Annotated in this window: 18 protein-coding genes; 11 read left to right on the plus strand and 7 right to left on the minus strand. The window is 51.8% G+C overall.

From position 1 onward, the window contains the following. The first annotated feature begins 5 nt into the window (after window positions 1-5). From purT to BN4609_RS12730, 5 genes are read left to right on the plus strand one after another with little or no spacing between them, the layout of a single operon-like run. The gene (purT, locus tag BN4609_RS12710) at window positions 6-1,166 is read left to right on the plus strand and encodes a formate-dependent phosphoribosylglycinamide formyltransferase (protein WP_206196564.1); all 1,161 of its coding nucleotides are present in this window, start codon (window positions 6-8) and stop codon (window positions 1,164-1,166) included. Between the two features lie 9 nt (window positions 1,167-1,175). After that, complete coding sequence (locus BN4609_RS12715; RefSeq protein WP_068857024.1) at window positions 1,176-1,580, plus strand: sugar 3,4-ketoisomerase; 405 nt, start codon at window positions 1,176-1,178, stop codon at window positions 1,578-1,580. Then, on the plus strand, window positions 1,577-2,677 hold the full coding sequence (locus tag BN4609_RS12720; protein ID WP_068857025.1) for a DegT/DnrJ/EryC1/StrS family aminotransferase: 1,101 nt from the start codon (window positions 1,577-1,579) through the stop codon (window positions 2,675-2,677). Before BN4609_RS12715 ends, BN4609_RS12720 begins: the two co-directional genes overlap by 4 nt. Window position 2,678: 1 nt before the next feature. Beyond that, window positions 2,679-3,602 (plus strand): GNAT family N-acetyltransferase, encoded by a 924-nt coding sequence (locus BN4609_RS12725; RefSeq protein WP_068857026.1) that lies wholly within the window; start codon window positions 2,679-2,681, stop codon window positions 3,600-3,602. 10 nt (window positions 3,603-3,612) lie between these two features. Continuing rightward, a complete protein-coding gene (locus BN4609_RS12730; protein ID WP_068857027.1) occupies window positions 3,613-5,277 on the plus strand; it encodes a glycosyltransferase family 39 protein in 1,665 nt (554 codons plus the stop codon). A 92-nt stretch (window positions 5,278-5,369) separates the two neighbouring features. Here the strand turns inward: BN4609_RS12730 and BN4609_RS17085 are convergent, their stop codons facing one another. Genes BN4609_RS17085 through BN4609_RS12745 form a run of 4 tightly spaced genes read right to left on the minus strand, consistent with a single transcriptional unit; the run spans window position 5,370 to window position 7,889 of the window. After that, complete coding sequence (locus BN4609_RS17085; RefSeq protein ID WP_262503287.1) at window positions 5,370-5,492, minus strand: hypothetical protein; 123 nt, start codon at window positions 5,490-5,492, stop codon at window positions 5,370-5,372. Window position 5,493: 1 nt separating this feature from the next. Continuing rightward, the gene (locus BN4609_RS12735; RefSeq protein ID WP_068857028.1) at window positions 5,494-6,726 is read right to left on the minus strand and encodes an outer membrane beta-barrel protein; all 1,233 of its coding nucleotides are present in this window, start codon (window positions 6,724-6,726) and stop codon (window positions 5,494-5,496) included. Between the two features lies 1 nt (window position 6,727). Beyond that, window positions 6,728-7,264 carry an RNA polymerase sigma factor gene (locus tag BN4609_RS12740; protein WP_241033264.1) on the minus strand — a complete coding sequence of 179 codons (537 nt, stop codon included), beginning with the start codon at window positions 7,262-7,264 and terminating at the stop codon, window positions 6,728-6,730. A 40-nt stretch (window positions 7,265-7,304) separates the two neighbouring features. Continuing rightward, window positions 7,305-7,889 carry a hypothetical protein gene (locus tag BN4609_RS12745; RefSeq protein ID WP_164071691.1) on the minus strand — a complete coding sequence of 195 codons (585 nt, stop codon included), beginning with the start codon at window positions 7,887-7,889 and terminating at the stop codon, window positions 7,305-7,307. A gap of 912 nt (window positions 7,890-8,801) precedes the next feature. Between BN4609_RS12745 and BN4609_RS12750 the strand changes: the two genes are divergently transcribed. Both BN4609_RS12750 and porE read left to right on the plus strand, forming a co-directional pair. Further along, window positions 8,802-10,856: a DNA topoisomerase 3 gene (locus tag BN4609_RS12750; protein WP_068857030.1), complete on the plus strand. Its 2,055-nt coding sequence runs from the start codon at window positions 8,802-8,804 to the stop codon at window positions 10,854-10,856. An 89-nt stretch (window positions 10,857-10,945) separates the two neighbouring features. Further along, window positions 10,946-13,012, plus strand: a complete 2,067-nt coding sequence (gene porE, locus BN4609_RS12755) for a PorE family type IX secretion system protein (RefSeq protein WP_068857031.1) — start codon at window positions 10,946-10,948, stop codon at window positions 13,010-13,012. Between the two features lie 51 nt (window positions 13,013-13,063). Here the strand turns inward: porE and BN4609_RS12760 are convergent, their stop codons facing one another. The 3 genes from BN4609_RS12760 to BN4609_RS12770 are packed head-to-tail and all read right to left on the minus strand — an operon-like array spanning window position 13,064 to window position 14,776. Further along, window positions 13,064-13,420: a DUF5056 domain-containing protein gene (locus BN4609_RS12760; RefSeq protein ID WP_021993623.1), complete on the minus strand. Its 357-nt coding sequence runs from the start codon at window positions 13,418-13,420 to the stop codon at window positions 13,064-13,066. Continuing rightward, on the minus strand, window positions 13,413-13,949 hold the full coding sequence (locus BN4609_RS12765) for an RNA polymerase sigma factor (RefSeq protein ID WP_021993622.1): 537 nt from the start codon (window positions 13,947-13,949) through the stop codon (window positions 13,413-13,415). Before BN4609_RS12765 ends, BN4609_RS12760 begins: the two co-directional genes overlap by 8 nt. Window positions 13,950-13,960: 11 nt before the next feature. Further along, complete coding sequence (locus BN4609_RS12770; protein WP_164071692.1) at window positions 13,961-14,776, minus strand: DUF6249 domain-containing protein; 816 nt, start codon at window positions 14,774-14,776, stop codon at window positions 13,961-13,963. 999 nt (window positions 14,777-15,775) lie between these two features. Here BN4609_RS12770 and BN4609_RS12775 point away from each other — a divergent pair. Genes BN4609_RS12775 through BN4609_RS12790 form a run of 4 tightly spaced genes read left to right on the plus strand, consistent with a single transcriptional unit; the run spans window position 15,776 to window position 19,010 of the window. After that, entirely contained in the window at window positions 15,776-16,492 is a 717-nt protein-coding gene (locus BN4609_RS12775) for an energy transducer TonB (protein ID WP_021993620.1), read from the plus strand. Between the two features lie 15 nt (window positions 16,493-16,507). Further along, complete coding sequence (locus BN4609_RS12780) at window positions 16,508-17,482, plus strand: polyprenyl synthetase family protein (protein WP_068857033.1); 975 nt, start codon at window positions 16,508-16,510, stop codon at window positions 17,480-17,482. A gap of 36 nt (window positions 17,483-17,518) precedes the next feature. Further along, window positions 17,519-18,217 carry a hypothetical protein gene (locus BN4609_RS12785; RefSeq protein ID WP_068857034.1) on the plus strand — a complete coding sequence of 233 codons (699 nt, stop codon included), beginning with the start codon at window positions 17,519-17,521 and terminating at the stop codon, window positions 18,215-18,217. Window positions 18,218-18,227: 10 nt separating this feature from the next. Then, window positions 18,228-19,010, plus strand: a complete 783-nt coding sequence (locus tag BN4609_RS12790) for a TatD family hydrolase (RefSeq protein WP_068857035.1) — start codon at window positions 18,228-18,230, stop codon at window positions 19,008-19,010. The last annotated feature ends 228 nt before the right edge of the window (window positions 19,011-19,238 follow it).

A 19,238-nucleotide genomic window follows, 5' to 3' on the forward strand; every position in this document is an offset into this window, starting at 1 on the left:
ACATAATGAAGAAGATACTGCTATTGGGTTCAGGAGAACTCGGAAAAGAATTTGTCATCGCAGCAAAACGTGCCGGACAATATGTGATAGCATGCGACAGATATGCCGGCGCACCTGCAATGCAGGTGGCTGATGAGTATGAAGTGTTCAACATGCTCGACGGAGACATGCTCGAGAATGTTGTAAACAAGCACCGTCCTGACATAATAGTACCGGAGATAGAAGCCATACGCACAGAGCGGCTTTTCGACATCGAGAAGCGCGGAATACAGGTCGTACCGAGTGCGAAAGCCGTAAACTTCACCATGAACCGTAAGGCTATACGTGACCTTGCGGCAAAAGAATTGGGGCTGAAAACGGCAAAATACTTTTACGCGAAGACTCTTGACGAACTGAAAGAATACGCTGCGATAATCGGATTCCCTTGTGTCGTCAAGCCGCTGATGTCTTCCTCGGGACACGGACAGACCGTTGCAAAGACACCGGACGACCTTGAGAACTCGTTCAATGAGGCTATGGCAGGCAGCAGAGGCGACGTAAAGGAAATAATAATAGAGGAATTCATACACTTCGACAGCGAATTCACACTGCTCACAGTGACACAGAAAGACGGTCCGACCCTGTTCTGTCCGCCGATAGGACACGTGCAGAAAAGCGGCGACTACCGCGAAAGCTGGCAACCGTTCGCTATAAACGAGGACGACCTTAATGAAGCCCGGCGAATGGCGGACGCCGTAACGAAAGCACTGACCGGAGCCGGAATATGGGGCGTGGAGTTCTTCCTGACCCGCGACAAAGGCGTCATCTTCTCAGAACTGTCACCAAGACCGCACGACACAGGTATGGTGACGCTCGGGCACACGCTTAATCTGAATGAGTTCGAGCTGCATTTCCGTGCCGTAATGGGACTTCCCATACCTGCCATACACCTTGAACATGCCGGTGCAAGTGCGGTCGTTCTGGCAAAAGAGGAAGCCGCACACGAGCCGGAATACAACCTTATCGATGCCCTGAAAGAAGACAGGACACGCATCAGAATTTTCGGAAAACAGCAACAGCATGTCAACCGCCGCATGGGAGTTGTGCTATGCTACGGTGACATAAACGATGACACTACATACCTGCGCGACAAAGCCAAACGTCTTGCAGAAACAATAATAAAATAGAATATTGTAATGAACATTCCTGAAGGAAAAATCATTGAGCTTCCTAAAATAACTGATCCGCGGGGAAATCTCACTTTTGCGGAAAGCATAAGACATATCCCCTTTGAGGTTAAACGCGTGTACTGGGTTTACGATGTGCCGTCAGGTGAGAACCGGGGCGGACATGCCCACAAGAAATGCCGTGAATTCATAATAGCCGTAAGCGGCTCGTTCACGGTCACACTTGACAACGGACACAACTCGAAAACCTATCTTCTGAACCATCCCTATCAGGGACTGCTTGTCGAGACAGGCACGTGGCGCACGCTCAACGACTTTTCCTCAGGCTCTGTTTGTCTTGTACTCGCTTCCGACTTTTTTGAGGAAAGCGACTACATACGTGAATATGAAGACTATCTTGAATACATAAAATGATTCAGTTTCTCGACTTAAAGAAGATCACGGCATTACATTACGACGAGCTGCACGAAACTCTCGCACGGACATTAAGGAGCGGATGGTTTCTTAAAGGAGAGGAAACGGCAACGTTCGAAAGGCTTTACGCGCAATTCACAGGCACAAGCCACTGTGTGGGATGCGGCAACGGACTTGACGCACTCACGCTTATCATGCGCGCATATATAGAACTTGGCGTCATGAAACCGGGTGATGAGGTCATCGTACCGGCAAACACATACATCGCGTCTGTTCTCGCCGTAAGCAGAAACAACCTGAAACCGGTGTTGGTGGAAGCCGACATCGACACCCTTCAGATGGATGACAGCAAAATAGAAGAAGCCATAACGCCACGCACAAAAGCCATCATGATTGTGCATCTTTACGGCAAGTGCGCCTACACAGACACCATCGGACGGCTCTGCAAGCACTACGGACTGAAGCTGATAGAGGACAACGCGCAGGCGCACGGATGCAGATACGGCGGCAGACGTACCGGATCACTCGGCGACGCAGCCGCGCACAGCTTCTATCCCACAAAAAACATCGGCACGGCAGGCGACGCCGGAGCCGTCACGACAGACGATGCTATGCTGGCGGAGATGGTAAGAGGACTTGCCAACTACGGCTCGGCAAAGAAATACATATTCTCACACATCGGCATAAACAGCCGTATGGACGAGCTGCACGCAGCCATCCTGACCGTGAAGCTTAAATACATTGACGCGGAAAACGAACAGCGTCGGGACAACGCAAGGTATTATATAAATAATGTAAGCAACAGAAACATAAAGCTGCCATCGCTCGAATATTGGGAAAGCAGCGTGTTCCACATCTTCCCGATACTGTGTGACAGACGCGACGAGCTTAAAGACTATCTGCTGCGTAACGGCGTACAGACCGACGTGCACTATCCTGTCCCGCCACACAAACAGGAATGCTACAAGGAGCTTGCAGCCCTTTCGTTCCCCGTTACAGAACGCATTCACAGAGAGGAACTGAGCATTCCTGTAAGTCAGATACTCGAACCGGAGGAACGCGAAACCATCGCCCGCCTTCTCAATCAATTCAGATGACATGAAAATAAGAGAGACTACAGCCGCAGAATATAAGGATATATTCGGAAGACATCCGCATATATACAACAGCGCGGAGTTTTCCGAGCTCAACAGATATAAAGCCGACAGACTGTACTATCTCTTATTTGAGGATTCGAAGACACGATTCGGTATAGTTCTCGGAGACGACGGAGAGAGACTTCTGTCGCCGTTCTCCGCACCGTTCGGAGGATTCTGCACAAGAAAACATCAGAGCGTCATGCTGACAGACGAGGCAGCAAGACTCCTGAAATCGTTTGGAGAGAGTCTTCATAAAAAGGTCATCGTCACACTTCCGCCGACAATCTATGAGGCGTCCCAGCCAGTACGGAGCATCAGCTCGCTCTCAAGAGAAGGACGGATAAGGCACATCGACATAAACTATCACTTCGATACGACGCGCTTCCCAGACTACGAGAATATAATAGAACGCAACGCAAGGAAGAACCTCCACAAGGCTCTGAAGGAGCCGTTCGCCTTCACTCATATCCGTGACAACGACGATGAAGGCATCATCCGTGCATACAACGTGATAAAGGCAAACCGCGAAGAGCACGGCTATCCGCTCAGAATGAGTGCGGAGGATGTCCTTATGACGGTAAAGACGATACCAGCCGACTTCTTCATCCTCACACACTCCGGACACGACGTAGCCGCAGCACAGGTGTTCCATGTGGCTGACGACATCTGCCAGGTCATCTATTGGGGCAATATAGGAAGCTACAACAGCTTGCGACCCATGAACATCCTCGCATACAGGATATTCGGATTCTATCACGACAAAGGCGTAAGGATTCTGGACATCGGACCGTCCACCGAGCACGGAACGCCCAACTACGGTCTTTGCGACTTCAAGGAAAGCATAGGATGCTCCACGTCCTGCAAGTTCTCATTCGAATTATAAGAAACATAACATGTCCATGCACAACCTCCGCACTTCCGGCTCCGCATATCCGTTCATACTCTACATACTTTTCGTAACCGTATATCTTGGAGCGCAGATGTTCCAGGGCTTCTCCTGGCTCGACATCGGATTCTACATGTCAGGCTACCAGCACTTCACCGACGAGCCCTATGTCTCCTATTTTCTCGGGCAGTGGCTGCTCAGCTTCCAGCTTACATCATGGCTCTGCAAGGCATTTTCCATCGACTCATATCTCGGGCTCAGAGTCCTCCATCTTATTTTTGTCATCCTGTCACAGACCGTCATATATCTTTATTTGAGACGCTACATAAGAGGCGGCATTATAATAAGCGGCATGCTGCTTGCCACCCTCGCCCACTTCGGAAGCTATACGGAAATAAACTACAACGACTATTCTGCCGGTCTGCTGACGCTCGCCGTCATGGCATACCATCACGGTTTTGCGCGCGACAGACTGACAAGCATATTCCTAAGCGGTGTCTTTGTCGGTGCGGCATTCTATTTCAGGATAGTCAATATCACATTCATCGGCATACCGTTTCTCGCCTGGCTCATATCATATAAATATGACACAAGACTGAAAACGCGCCACCAGTTTGCCGCATTCTTCACCGGCACGGTAGCCGCGTGCGCCGCCGTAACAATATCATTATATGCCACGGGGATGCTGGATGTGTTCAACATGACCGTTCGGGACATACTCACAAGGAGTCATGACCCGCAGGACCCTCATGGGGTGAAAGCCATAATAATCAGCATTTACGAACTTTATCAGGGACAGATACAGGGATTCTCCGTCATCGCGCTCCTCATTTTCCTGATTGCCTTATGCCGTCTCAGGCTGAGCGGCATGAAGAGAGACATTGCGACTGCCATTCTCTCACTGCTCATCATTCCCAACATATACCTGTGGGAATCGCCGTCCAACATAACCGTAGGCATATGTCTCGCCGCGTCAGCCTTCCTTTTCGCACGTCCGGAGACAAAAGACGGGAAAACCTCACTATACCTTCTGTCAATGTTCATACCGCTTGTCCTGCCCATAGGGAGCAATGCCGGTCCCGATTTCTACGGCAAGGACATGTGCTTCATGACGCTTCCCGCAGCTTTAGGCGTAATATGCGAAGGAGCGGGAAAACTGAGGTCGGCATATCAGAAACCGGCATACACCGCCTTGCGCACAGGCTATGCGTTCATCTGCATAGCCATGATATACACCAACATGTGCCGTCCGATGATGGAGGAAAGCACGCGCATGCGGTGCCGCTTCACAATAGACAGTCCGCTTACAAGGCATATCTACACGTCGGAAGAGAACGCGCGCCTCAACAACTACATCATACACAACGTGAAACCGCATGTTCCCGACAACAGCCACATGATATGCAATTTCTCCATTCCTGTCATATCGCTGCTCGGATGCAAGCCTTACGCCGTATATTCGACGGTATTCACAAGCGACATGATGAACAGGCGATACATCGATACAGCCTACCGCCACAGCGGACGTCTGCCGTATCTGCTCATCGACAAAGAGAAGACAAACGATAAGGACAGATATGTGGAAGAGTGCCTTTACAGCATCAAGCCTTACCGCACAATATGGACAGACGGCAGATTCGTATTGAAAGAACCCGCCGTCCGCACACATTAAAAACAAACCTAAACCCAAATCGGTCATCAGACCGCTGATTATACATTTAATGTTTATTGTCAGCTCTTCATACTTCTTACGCTCTGCCGCCGTCATATTGCATCCATCTTGTTCCCGGTGTAGCCCGCTACACCGTCGACAAAGATGAATACAATCTGCCTGACAGCAGCACGAAATGAGAATGGAAGTCCGATGACCGATTCGGGTTCGAACATCCTACTCTATATTAAGCCTCAGTCCGAATTGCAGACTGAAACTCACCGGCTTATCCTTGTAATAGTTTTCTATCCTGCTACCGTTGTCTATATAATATCTCACGCCCGGTTCGACATACACGCCGAGCTGCGGAATGACGTCATACTGCGCTCCGGCGGCGGCACTCACAGACCACTGCACGTTGTCGCGATCCATCCTTGTCTTCACGCCTTCGGTCTCCACACGTGCCGAGACGTTGAAATCAGCCTGACCTCCGGCTGTCACATATGCCTTGAAACGGCGCGTGCTCCATATGTCATAACTCACGTTTAGCGGCACGCCTATATATTGCAGGGTCTGCCGGTCTGTGGTCTCCTCTCCGTCAGAAGAGCGTATAAAGTCTGACGCCAGCCTTGAATAAACAATTCCCGAGCTGACCCTTATGCGGTCGGTAAGGGCATAGCCTGCCGTCAGTCCGAACGAGAGAGGCAGATAATGCTTGTTTTCCTCACTGTAGTTGGAGAATGACGCCGAGCTGGCTTTCAGCATGTTTTCAGTCATCGAATAGTCTGCCGTAACGCGGCTGATCACGTTCACACTGTTCATACTGCCGGAATTGCCGAACATGTTTGATGAGTATGCGCCCACTGTCCACGCTCCTCCGCGCTCTCTGTCCTTACGTATGTCGTACGACGCCGGACGTGCAGGCATTCTCTCCATACCGACGTCACGTCCCGAGACATTGCCTCTGCCTTTCTCCTCTCCCTCGTTTTCCTCATTGGCAGCGGCACCGCTTCCTGCTGTCTCCGCCACGGTCTCCCCGGTATGCTGTGCGTCACGCTCAGCCGCATTCTCTTCCACAGCTTCAGCCACGCAATCGGCTACAGACACTGGGACATTGTTCACAGCCACAAGACCGCCAGTTGCTTCGGTCACCTTAGTTTCTTCCGCCACATCCGTGCTGCCGCGTCGGGCATCAGCCGTGTGACGTCCGGCGTTTCCACTCACACCGGTGAAAGCGTCCCGGCTGTCAAGCTGCGATATGATGTTCCTGTTAAGCAGATATCCCGCACCGCTTATCAGCAGCAGGGCTACAGCAGCCGCCGCAGCCCACACGCGCATGCGGACCGTCCGCGCCCTCTTTCTCCTGCCGTCGACGGCAGTCTCTATCTTGTCCCACAAACCGACGGGAGGCACCGCCTTGTAGTCTGAAAGCCTGTCATGCAGTCTGTCTGTCCAGTCGTTATGTTTCATATTATTGTCGTTTGTTATAGTCGTCAATCATTTTTGCGAGCAGTTTCTTGGCATGGAAATACTGTGACGCCGATGTGCCGGTCTTTATTCCGAGTTTCTCCGCTATCTCTTTATGGCTCATCCCGCCGAACACATACATGTTGAGCACAACCCTGTAGCCGTCCGGCAACCGCCCTATCATCTCCATCAGCACATCGTCCGGAATCGTGTCAATCTCAGGCTCGTCCTCCTCCGCACCGTCCGGTATGTCGTCAGTGAACGTGAACCGTCCGTTCCGGCGTATGTAGTCGAGCGACTCGTTCATCACTATCCTCGTTATCCACGACCTCAGCGACCCTTCCCCACGATACTCGAAACTGTCCAGCGAGGTGAATATCTTCACGAAACTGTCCTGCATCACGTCCTGCATCTCATCCCGGTCAGGGATATACCGCAGGCATACAGCCGTGGCATATCCGGAATACCGGTCATACAGTTCGCGCATTGCAGACCTGCTGCCGTTCTTTATGTCGTTGAGAAGACGCTTCTCCGATTCCAATCCGTTGTTGTTTTTATTTTCCGCCGGCATGTCCGGCATGTCATGATGTCCGTGTCCATATCTTTCTGAGAGTCACGAACGTCAGTTTCATATCTCTGTCGACAGTCTGCGGACTCTCGTCGTCCGGACCGTCATATATCTCTATTCCCCGCATATGGAGCACTATCTTGTACACTCCGGAGAGCATTGAATAAGTGGCGACAGACTTGAACGCATAGTCGTCATCGCGGCTGACAAAATGCATAATCACCGTGCGCGGCTTCCCGTCAATATCCGCTCCTGTCACCCATTGCTCCGGATGGACAGAATAATACATTGCCTGCGCGCTGTAACCGGTCTCGTCATACGGCACCATATAGCCCACTCCGGTGGCGCGCCCTATGTCGTGTCCGGGAAGCACTGCCCTAAGCACAGCCTCCACAGGCAGCGTCTTGAAGCTGAACCCGGTGTCATACACTGTCAGTTCGGACGGTATGTCGGGCTGTCCTTCGATGCTCCACATACCAAGATAGACTCCTTTCAGTCCGCCGTTATCTATGATCGGCTCGTCAATGTTGACGGTCCTGTCATCCCCGACACACGAAACCATCACTATAGCGGCGACCAGCGGCAATATGTATCTCATTATTCCCATATGTCTCTTCTGCATGTCTCTGCCAATGCGTGTGTATATTTCGTTATTCTAATATGTAAACTGCAAAACTACATAAATCTTGTATCACATATTCATATAAATGATAAAAATCTCTCAACCGTATATCCTGAATATTCAACAAGACACGTTTTCCGCTCCATAAAAGCGCGATACGCACTCCTTGCGGTATGCGACACTCCCTGCCGCAAAGCCGTCTCACGAAGCCGGAACAGGTCGGCGGGAATGTATATTTATTCATTCCGGCAGTAAATAATTTTGACAACAGAAAATCATAAAACAGAAAAACGGACACGCTGAAAGCCCTTTCACGGTTCGTCCGTATGTCTCTCCCGATGGCATATTATACCTCCGACGAAACCGCCCGCTGCCTTTTTCCGGCTGAAACGGCATTTTCCGCACGACGGAACAGGCTGTTTCGTGCGTCAGAAAAGCATATATCATATGGCGGAAGAGCCTGTTTGGCGACACAAGAAAGGCTTTTCCGCATACCGGAACAGTCGCTTTCTGATGACTGTAAAGGCAAACCCGCTGACTGTCAGCATGATAGGCAAACCGCTAAAAAACCGCGTATTTACAGCCGAAAGACTGTCCGCGCGCAAATACTGCCTTATTTTCGGATTACGATGAATATTTATTCACACAGCGCACAGCGTTTTTGCATATTCATGCGTTTTGTGTTCCGCCCGGCATTATGTATCCTGCCGTCCCGCATGCAGCCCGCCCTCACCTCGCCGGAGCATGAAAACACCGTCGCAGGTTTTCCTCCGGCACTTACCGTTCATCTTTTTTCGCACGCAAAACAGCGGCGTATGAGATTTTTCTTGTAATTTTGTCTGCAATTTGATTCACGCATAACAACAGCAAAACATACAACATATATAAATGATAGTCTGTATAGCCGAGAAACCAAGTGTCGCCAAAGACATTGCCCGCATCATCGGAGCCAACAGCTCGAGAGACGGTTACATGGAAGGCAACGGATATCAGGTGACATGGACATTCGGACATCTGTGCACACTGAAAGAGCCAAACGACTACACCGAGAACTGGAAACACTGGAGCCTGAGCGCACTGCCGATGATTCCGGACAGATTCGGCATAAAACTCATCGACGACGCCGGAATAAGAAAACAGTTCGCAGTGATAGAGAGACTCATGCAGGCTGCCGACGGCATAATCAACTGCGGTGATGCCGGACAGGAGGGCGAGCTCATACAACGGTGGGTCATGCAGAAGGCGAAAGCGAAGTGTCCGGTGAAGCGGCTGTGGATTTCGTCGATGACAGACGAGGCTATACGCGAGGGATTCAACTCTCTGAAAGACCAGTCGGAGTACAATCCGCTCTACATAGCAGGACTGAGCCGCGCCATAGGCGACTGGATTCTGGGCATGAACGCCACACGCCTCTACACGCTGAAATACGGTCAGAACCGTCAGGTGCTGAGCATCGGACGGGTGCAGACACCCACTCTCGCACTGATAGTAAACCGCCAGAAGGAGATAGACAACTTCAAGCCGGAACCTTACTGGGTGCTGTCCACAGTCTACCGCGACACGCTCTTCACCGCCACAAAGGGACGCTTCGCATCCAAGGAGGAGGGAGAGAAAGCCTTTGAGACCATTGCCGGCAAAACGTTCTGCATCACAGACGTGCAGAAGAAGAACGGCACTGAGGCTCCGCAACGTCTTTTCGACCTCACATCACTGCAGGTGGAGTGCAACAGGAAGTTCAGCTACAGCGCGGAGACGACGCTGAACCTCATACAGGCATTGTACGAACGCAAGCTCACAACATATCCGCGCGTCGACACGCAGTTTCTCAGCGACGACATCTATCCCAAGTGTCCGGCTATACTCAACGGTCTGCGCGGCTATCAGGAGCTCACACGCCCGCTGCTGGCAAAGGCTCTGATAAAGCCCAAACGCATATTCGACACGTCAAAAGTGACCGACCACCACGCCATCATACCCACAGGCGTGCCTGCCGTAAACCTTACCGACATGGAACGCAATGTGTACGACCTGATAGCCCGAAGGTTCATCGCCGCATTCTGGCCCGACTGCAAGTTCTCCACAACAACGGTGCTCGGAAAGGTTGAGGACGTGGAGTTCAAGGTGAGCGGCAAGGAGATTCTCTCGCCGGGATGGCGCACGGTGTATGCCAGAGAGGATTCCGACGCGGCGGAAGACGAATCAAAGAAGGGCGACGACGAGCGCACCCTGCCTGCCTTTGTCAAGGGAGAGAGCGGACCGCACGAGCCCACCCTGAGCGAGAAAACCACGACTCCGCCCAAATACTACACCGAGGCGACACTGCTGAGAGCTATGGAGACAGCTGGCAAGTTTGTGGAGGACGAGACGCTGCGCGCCGCTCTTAAAGAGAACGGAATAGGTCGTCCGTCATCGCGCGCCAACATAATAGAGACCCTGTTCAAGCGACGCTACATCAGAAGAGAGCGCAAGAACCTCGTCGCTACACAGACGGGCATAGAGCTGATAGACACCATACACGAGGAGCTTCTGAAGAGTTGCGAGCTCACTGGCATATGGGAAAAGAAGCTGAGGGACATAGAACACAGGAGATACGACGCTTCCCTGTTCATAAACGAACTTAAAACACAAATCACAGAAATAGTGAACGACGTGCTGCGCGACAACAGCAACAGGCGCATAACGACCACAACAGACGACGACCTGAAGAAGAAACGCGCGACACGAAGCGCACCTAAGAAGAAAGCCTCGGCATCAGCCGCAGGCAAGACACGCACCGCCGCGAGAAAGACTGAAGACGGGAAGACGCCCGACGACAGCATCATCGGCACAAAATGTCCGCTCTGCGGAAAGGGCACTATAATAAAGGGAAAGACCGCATACGGATGCAGCAACTGGAAGAACGGATGCACTTACAGGGTGGCTTTCGCGGCAAAAAACAACTGAGGGGATATTTGAGACATCTAAAAACCGCCGTTTCGCAATAAAGCGGCGGTTTTTTCGTTTCTTAATGAAAAGGGAAAGACTGACTGGAAATGAGAAGACATACATACATCACCGTTTGGGTCATGGTGTGCGCCATGCTTTGTTCGTGCGGAGCGGAGAAGAATCTGAAGAAGGCGGAGAAGTATCTCGCGCTCGGAGAATACTATGACGCCGCCACGCAATTCAAACAGGCATACACAAAGACATCACCTAAGGAACGTGAGAAAAGAGGACAATACGCGCTGAAAATGGCTTACTGCTATGAGAAGACAAACTCCGTGCAGAAAGCCGTGGCTGCCTACCGCAACGCCATACGCTACAACCAGGCAGACATGAACCACCGTCTGGCATACGCGCGGCAGCTGCTCAAGACGGCTGACTACAAACAGGCGGCAACCGAATTTAAGGCTGTTCTCGACTCCATGCCGGACAACACGCTTGCCAAGAACGGACTCGTCTCAGCGCAGAACGCACCGCAATGGAAGAAGGAAGGGTCGAGATACACCGTGAAACGCATGGATGTGTTCAACTCGCGGCGCGCGGAGTTCTCGCCTGTCCTTGCCGGTGACCAGTACGAAAAGCTCTATTTCACATCGACACGGAACGAGGCTCAGGGCAACGAACTGAGTGGAATAACCGGCACAAAGCCCGGTGACATATTCGTGTCGGAGAAAGACGACAAAGGCAAATGGAGCAAACCGGAAGTCGTGGAAGGCGGACTGAACACCGAGTTTGACGAAGGCGCGTGCGCTCTGTCGCCCGACCAGCGTGAGATGTACCTCACCCAATGCCAGACAGACCCGTCATATCCGCGCTACGCACAGATAGTGACATCGTCGAGAGCGGACGCATCGTGGGGCAAGGCGTCACTGCTTGAGATAACGCGAGACACTCTTTCGAGCTACGCCCACCCCGCCGTGTCGCCTGACGGACAATGGCTCTACTTCACGTCAGACATGCCCGGAGGACTCGGCGGACTCGACATATGGAGAGTGCGGCTCACGTCTGCCGGACTGGGAGGGGTGGAAAACCTCGGCGAACCGATAAATACTCCGGGCGACGAGATGTTTCCCACATTCAGACCTAACGGCGACCTGTACTTCTCGAGCAACGGTCATCCGGGCATGGGAGGGCTCGACATCTACATAGCCAAGCCCGACAAAAGCGGCCATTACGTGCTGGAGCACCCGGGCTATCCGCTCAACTCGCAGGCTGACGACTTCGGAATGACTTTCGAGGGAGTGCACAACAGAGGCTACTTCTCGTCAAACCGTAACGACGGACGGGGCTGGGACCACATCTACAGCTTCGAGAATCCGGAGATAATACAGAATGTCAAGGGCTGGGTTTACGAACAGGACGGCTACGAACTGCCCGCAGCGCAGGTCTACATGATAGGCGACGACGGCACCAACCTGAAACTGAGCGTCAAGGGCGACGGCTCTTTCGAACAGGTGATAGAGCCGAACGTGAGATACATATTCCTCGCCACATGCAAGGGGTTCCTCAATCACAAGGAGGAACTGAGGGCAGAAAAGACAGAGGAATCGAAAGAATACGTCCTCCAGTTCCCCCTTGCGTCCATCACGGCACCCGTACTTATCGACAACATATTCTATGATTTCGACAAAGCAACGCTCAGACCTGAGTCAACAACCGCGCTTGACGAGCTTGTGAAACTGCTTAACGAGAACCCCAATGTCACCATAGAGCTGAGCGCGCATTGCGACTACAAAGGCTCATCGGAATACAACAAGGGACTTGCGCAACGCCGTGCCGAATCGGTGGTGAACTATCTCACCGCCAAGGGAATTGCCGCAGACCGGCTCAGTCCGGTAGGTTACGGAAAAGAAAAACCAAAGACCATCAGGAAGAAACTCACCGAGAAGTATGACTGGCTGAAGGAAGGCGACGTGCTGACAGAGGATTTCATAAAGAAGCTTGACGAGGAAAAGCAGGAGATTTGCAACCAGCTGAACAGGCGGACGGAGTTCATCGTGCTGCGCACAACCTACGGAATGTTCGACGAGAAAGGCAATCTGAAGACGAAGCCGAAGTCCCAATCCACCGGCACAGACGGCAAAGAAGAGGATGACTCCGTCATTTTCATTGAGTGAGAATGAGACGGAGCCATCCCGGCAACTATACTTTCAAAGACTCAAAAAATGCTAATTGTCGGACGTGAGTATGTTGTATATAGCCACATATACAAAAGTGAGGAGTGTCATGACCACCATCAAAAGCGACACTCCGCTCACATCTATCGACATGGTGGACGTGAACGCGTCGACAACGAAATCGGCGGCAATGCCTTTCAGGACGGCAAACCCGTCGGCACGGACGAACAGCACGACAGCCGCCAAGGCACACACTGCCGTCCATATTCTGTTGAGACGCTGCTTATAAACATAGTCATGCGACGGAAGCGAACGCATCACACGCTGCGAGAATCCGTCATCAGCAATCTCTTTCCGGGCATATTCCTCGAAAAAAGACACTATCCTCTTATCTTCATATTCAGTCATATCCGTTATGTTTTAAATATTCAGACAACTTCTTCTTGCCTCTGAAGATGTGCGACTTCACCGTTCCCTCAGCCATCCCCGTTATCTCCGATATGCGGTTTATCGGATAGCCGTCTATCAGCTGGAGGCTTATGCATGAACGCTCATTATCGTTCAGACGTGAAAGCGCGTCATACAAATCCATCTTCAGGTTGCTGTCGGCAGTTTCATGACGCGACCTCACCCCGGGCACATCGTCGATGTCGCATGCCGTCTTCGACCTTCTCCTGTAATCATAAAGCACATTGTAGGCTATCCTATAGAGCCAGGTGGAGAACGACGCGAGTCCCCGGAACTTGGTGATATTCACATATGCCCTGATGAACGTGTCCTGAGCGAGATCGTCACTCAACTGTCTGTCTCCCAAAGTCTGGTTCAGGAAGAACCGCCTTATAGGTGACTGATATTTCACCACGAGGCGGTCGAAAGCGCGCCTGTTATGAAACACAGCCACCTGAGTGACAAGAGAGATGTCGTTCAGTTCGTTCACGGCAGGACTGTTTATTGATTGTCTTTAGTCTCGTCGTACACTTCTGCGGAGGCGTCATGCGCGTCAGGTCTTCCGCCACGCCTTCTGTCCCTACCGTGCTTACGCTTGGGTATCTGGATGTCGACCTTTACACCGGAGTTGTGACCGCGCTTGCCGCTTACGCCCGGCACCAGACGTGAGATGACAATCTGCCCTACTCCCAGACACACTACGAGGAAGCCGATACCGACAAGGAAGTCCGCGCTCCAGCAGCCGAACATGATCACGAGACCCATTCCTACGGCGACATTCTGGATTCCGCGCTTCAACATATAGTCGTCGCGCACCTTCTCATAATCAGCCTGACTGTATATGGGCTGTCCGGAAACGTTCGCGCCCGTAGCCCCGGATGTCTCTCCGCGCGCATATCCGCGTTCCATAGCCTTCTCCCTCAGCATCATCCTGTCGTTATGGCTCTTGAACAGATACCTTATAAGCACCACCACGATAGCCACAGGAGCAAGTATGAGTACGAGGAACAGGAGCGTGAGCAGTATGGCGATAATCACTCCGCCTACACCTACCGTCCACAAGGCATTGTAAAAGGAGAACGGATCGCTGTAATCAGACGGACTGACGCTGCGCGCAGGAGTGCTCACGGCTTCTTCCGGCTCGTCGTCATAAGTCTCGTAAGTAGTAGTGTCTGAGTAAGCCTCGACGCCGTTGGCTGAATCAGCCGGCTGCACAAGGGCAGCGTCCACATGCTGGTGACGGTGGCGCGGAGCTGTGTCCGCGGCGGCTGCGTTCAATACAGAGAACATCACCAATACCAATAACAAATGTTTCATTACGTTTTCTGTTTTTAAATTGTTTCTGTTGGTTAGACGCGCCGTGTCCTCATTTCGTTGCAAAGGAAATGATTTTTTTCTGAATACCGGTAAATATCCATGTACGATTTTCATACAAAGAATGAAGGACAGTATTACTGACACGGCTCACATAAAAGCATACGGTATTGCATATTTATGCATCTGAGAAGTAAAAAGTTTTGACAATGGAAAACTGCAAAACAGAAAACAGAATAAGGAAAAACGACTGTCATGACATGAAAAAACACGTTTTGTGAAGCCGGAATATCACAGTCGGAGCGCAGCATCCGCATAACCGTCATGCGAAAAAGGCTTTTCTGCAACACGGAAGAGCCGTTGCTGGCACCCGACGGAGGCTCTTCCGTAGTGCGGGAAAGCCTCTTCTGGCAGGCGAAAGAGGCTCTTCTGTGACACCGGAACGGGCGTCCGGAGAAGCAATAAAGCATAAGCGGCTGACTGACAGTGCGATGCGCAAAGTGCCGGATACAAGCTTATTTGCGTCCGTTCGCGCTCTCGCACGAAATAACGCGGGTATTACGGAGTTGCGATGAATATTTATGCATAATGAGACAAACGAAAGTGTATACTTATACATATATACAATACATTGACGGAAGAACATATATGGCATAAGAACACGGCGGAGACATGGGCGCGCCATGCGCAATGTCATGCCATGCATAACGCACCTCAAAAGGCAGGATGGACATATATGGCGCATTGCCTGACGTGCAGAATACTCTTAATCATGGCGCAACCGTTCCGGCATTCATATGGAAGCATTATTTGAGCAGGCTGGCACGGACATGACAAAAAGGAAGCGTTAGATTTTGCGCTGTATTATATTTATGCTATCTTTGTACCGTTATATGCCATAACGACGGTTGCAAACGGATGGCTTATGCCCTTACGCGCGGTGCCGGAGCATCTGACGCGTAACTGCAATTGTATACAATAAAAAAGTCTGTTCGTAGGATTGTGGAAATAAAGAAATCAAAAAAAGCGGATATAGACAACTACAGAGCCACATGGTTTCTGCTCGGTGTGGTGTTCGCGCTTTCACTGCTGTTTGTCGCTTTCGAATATACCGCAACGGACGGGGGTTCGCCTGACGACGAGGAACTGCTCGAGGACATGTCTTTGGACATGGACATTTATCCGACGATAGAGGTAAGGTCATTCAGGACTGCAACGGCACGCGCGGAGGGAAAACAGTCTCATGACAGGCTGCGCATAGCCGGGGACGAGGCGCAGAGCAACGCTACCAAAGACGAATCAGGCGAAAAGGCTGACTCAGCCAAGTATGCAGGGCAGCCCACATTGCCCGCACCCGCCCCCACAGAAGAGACAGAGACTGAGGAGGACAAGCCGGAGATGCCTGCGCTGAGCTTCCGCGTGGTGGAACAGATACCCGAGTTTCCCGGAGGGATGGGGGCGTTCATACAATGGCTGTCTGTCAACCTGAGATACCCTGAACAGGCAAGAGACAGAAAGATACAAGGCAAGGTGGTCGTGTCGTTCATCGTAAACGAGGACGGCTCAATATCCGACGCGAAGGTGATGAAAGGCGTCAACCCGCTTCTCGACCGCGAGGCGATGCGCGTGATAGGAATGATGCCGAAATGGAAACCCGGCGTTGACAAGGACAAGCCATGCCGCACCATGTTCGCAATACCGATAGTTTTTAAAATATAAATACACATCAATATTATGTTGAACTCAAACGAAATATTGCAGAAAATAAACGAGCGTCTTGACACTATTTCCGGAGACCGGAAGCCGGAGACACTGTATGAGCCGATAAGATATGTGCTGTCTATCGGCGGGAAACGCATACGTCCGGTTCTCATGATGCTCACATACGAACTGTTCAGGGACAATTCTGAGGACATCATAATGCCGGCATGCGCCATAGAGACCTACCACAACTACACGCTTCTGCACGACGACCTTATGGACAACGCCGACCTGAGGCGCGGACATCAGACCGTGCACAAGAAATGGGACGCCAACACGGCGATACTGTCGGGCGACTCCATGCTGGTGCTTGCCTACCAGCGCATGGCGCAATGTGACCAGGCAAAGCTCAAACCGGTGCTCGACCTCTTCTCGAAGACGGCTCTTGAAATAGGTGAGGGACAACAGTATGACATGGACTTCGAGCACCGCAACGACGTGACGGAGGATGAATACATAGAGATGATACGCCTAAAGACGAGCGTACTGCTCGCATGCTCGATGAAGATAGGCGCGATTCTGGCGGACGCTCCGGCAGCAGACGCCGACAATCTGTACAGGTTCGGCGAACAGGTGGGACTCGCCTTCCAGTTGCAGGACGACTATCTTGATGTGTACGGAGACCCGTCGGTGTTCGGAAAGGCGATAGGCGGCGACATCGTATCGAACAAAAAGACATACATGCTCATCAATGCCATGAACAGGGCTGACAGCGAACAGCGCAGGAGACTATCGGAATGGATAGGCTCGAAAGACTTTGACGCCGGAGAGAAGATAGCCGCCGTCAGGGCGATATACGACGAGATTGGCATAGACCGTCTGGCTCTGGAGAAGATAAACCACTACTTCAGGCAGAGCAGGAAGTACATCGACGCCGTCAGCGTGGACCGGGAGCGAAAGGCGGAACTGATGAACTATGTCTCGGTGATGATGAAACGGAATTATTGACACAAACATTATTTAACAGAGAGAAAACAGATACACATGCCATACAGGAGACTGCCGAAGACAGACGCAGCAAGGCTCAAGGCTTTGAAGACATTGTTGGACAACAACGACATCTACACAGTCAGGAACAATTTTGTAGGGTGGAAATCACTCAACAAGGCACAGTCGGCATACGACAGACTCTACACGGCATGCAGTCAGTACAGGCTTCTGCTCGTAGCACAGAAGCGTCACACGGCAAAGATAGACAGACTGATGCGCAACGCATCGATGTATGTGAGTCATTTCCTGCAGGTTCTGTTTCTCGCTGTAGAGCGTAAGGAGATAAAGAAACATAATCTTGAGCTTTACGGACTAACTCCCGACACCACGGCATTGCCGAACATCAAGTCACCTGATGGTCTGCTGGAATGGGCGCCGAAGGTAATCAACGGTGAGAAAATGCGCCTTAAGAAAGGCGGACGACCCATATACAATCCGACGATAGGCATGGTGTCGACACATTATGAGATATTCCGCGAGATGTACGCCAAGCAACGAGCGAGTGTCATGAAGACACAGAAGGCACTCGAGGACGTGCAGTCGCAGCGCGAGGAGATAGACGCCCTGCTGCTCGACATATGGAACCAGATAGAGCGTCACTACGAGAACGAGCCGCCCGAACGACGCTATGCCGAATGCCGCAAGCTCGGAGTGGTTTATTATTACAGACGAAACGAGAAACATTTGTACTGAACAACATCAGATGACATATATTGACACACACATCCATCTTGACGGAGAGGAGTTTGACGCCGACCGTGACGAGACTGTAAGCCGCGCCAGAGAGGCAGGCTGCGCAGCCATGTTCGTTCCGGCGATAGACATGGAGCATCTGCCGGCTCTCACCGAAATATGCTCGCGCTATCCCGGTTACGCCTACCCGATGATAGGTCTGCATCCGGAGGAGGTGCGTCCGGACTGGCGTGAGGTGCTTGCCTCGATGAAGCGGATGATACAGCCGTCATCACCGTTCATCGCCATAGGAGAGGTGGGACTGGACTTCTACTGGTCGCGCGAGTTTGAGAACGAACAGCTTGCAGCCTTCGAGGAACAGGTGAGATGGTCTGTCGAGACGCGCCTGCCGCTGATGATACATTGTCGGAAAGCACAGAACGAGCTTGTCGCCATACTCCGCAGATACAGGAAAGAACTGCCGGGAGGCGTGTTCCATTGCTTCACCGGCAACAGCCACGAGGCAGCCGAACTGCTCGCATTCGACAACTTCATGCTCGGCATAGGAGGTGTGCTCACATTCAAGAAGAGCAACCTGCCGTCCGTACTGCCGTCAGCCGTACCGCCCGACCGCATCGTGCTCGAGACAGACGCGCCATACATGGCACCGGTACCGATGCGCGGGAAACGCAACGAAAGCGCGTTCATCACACATATTATAGATGTGCTCGCCGCATGCTACAATGTTTCCCCCGAAGAGATAATGCGACAGACAAACGACAATGTCAACGCTGTCTTTAATATAAAACGTTAAACGTTTACAGCGCGTAAGAACGTGCGGCATGTGCCGGAACCTTGTTTGCGTCGGACGTCCGGACGCAGTCAGCTCCGGCACAGTCCTCTTCACCGCCACACCCGACATGCCGCCTTCCTAAGGAAAACAACCCGTGTCACGGCAGAACGGTCTGTCAGAGCATAAAAAGGATATGCGAACAAGGCGTTATCGCGAAAGAATATCACGCCCGCACGGTTGGTTAACTAA

The sequence above is a fragment of the Leyella lascolaii genome (genome assembly GCF_900079775.1).
GTDB classification, from domain to species: Bacteria; Bacteroidota; Bacteroidia; order Bacteroidales; family Bacteroidaceae; genus Prevotella; species Prevotella lascolaii.

Coding starts and splice junctions, on each gene's coding strand:
- BN4609_RS12760 (WP_021993623.1), bottom strand. CDS start 13,420: ATGACTGAATATGAAGATAAGAGGATAGTGTCTTTTTTCGAGGAATAT.
- BN4609_RS12730 (WP_068857027.1), top strand. CDS start 3,613: ATGTCCATGCACAACCTCCGCACTTCCGGCTCCGCATATCCGTTCATA.
- BN4609_RS12720 (WP_068857025.1), top strand. CDS start 1,577: ATGATTCAGTTTCTCGACTTAAAGAAGATCACGGCATTACATTACGAC.
- BN4609_RS12790 (WP_068857035.1), top strand. CDS start 18,228: ATGACATATATTGACACACACATCCATCTTGACGGAGAGGAGTTTGAC.
- BN4609_RS12725 (WP_068857026.1), top strand. CDS start 2,679: ATGAAAATAAGAGAGACTACAGCCGCAGAATATAAGGATATATTCGGA.
- BN4609_RS12785 (WP_068857034.1), top strand. CDS start 17,519: ATGCCATACAGGAGACTGCCGAAGACAGACGCAGCAAGGCTCAAGGCT.
- BN4609_RS12780 (WP_068857033.1), top strand. CDS start 16,508: ATGTTGAACTCAAACGAAATATTGCAGAAAATAAACGAGCGTCTTGAC.
- purT (WP_206196564.1), top strand. CDS start 6: ATGAAGAAGATACTGCTATTGGGTTCAGGAGAACTCGGAAAAGAATTT.
- BN4609_RS12715 (WP_068857024.1), top strand. CDS start 1,176: ATGAACATTCCTGAAGGAAAAATCATTGAGCTTCCTAAAATAACTGAT.
- BN4609_RS12750 (WP_068857030.1), top strand. CDS start 8,802: ATGATAGTCTGTATAGCCGAGAAACCAAGTGTCGCCAAAGACATTGCC.
- BN4609_RS12745 (WP_164071691.1), bottom strand. CDS start 7,889: ATGAGATACATATTGCCGCTGGTCGCCGCTATAGTGATGGTTTCGTGT.
- BN4609_RS17085 (WP_262503287.1), bottom strand. CDS start 5,492: ATGTTCGAACCCGAATCGGTCATCGGACTTCCATTCTCATTTCGTGCT.
- BN4609_RS12770 (WP_164071692.1), bottom strand. CDS start 14,776: ATGAAACATTTGTTATTGGTATTGGTGATGTTCTCTGTATTGAACGCA.
- BN4609_RS12735 (WP_068857028.1), bottom strand. CDS start 6,726: ATGAAACATAACGACTGGACAGACAGACTGCATGACAGGCTTTCAGAC.
- porE (WP_068857031.1), top strand. CDS start 10,946: ATGAGAAGACATACATACATCACCGTTTGGGTCATGGTGTGCGCCATG.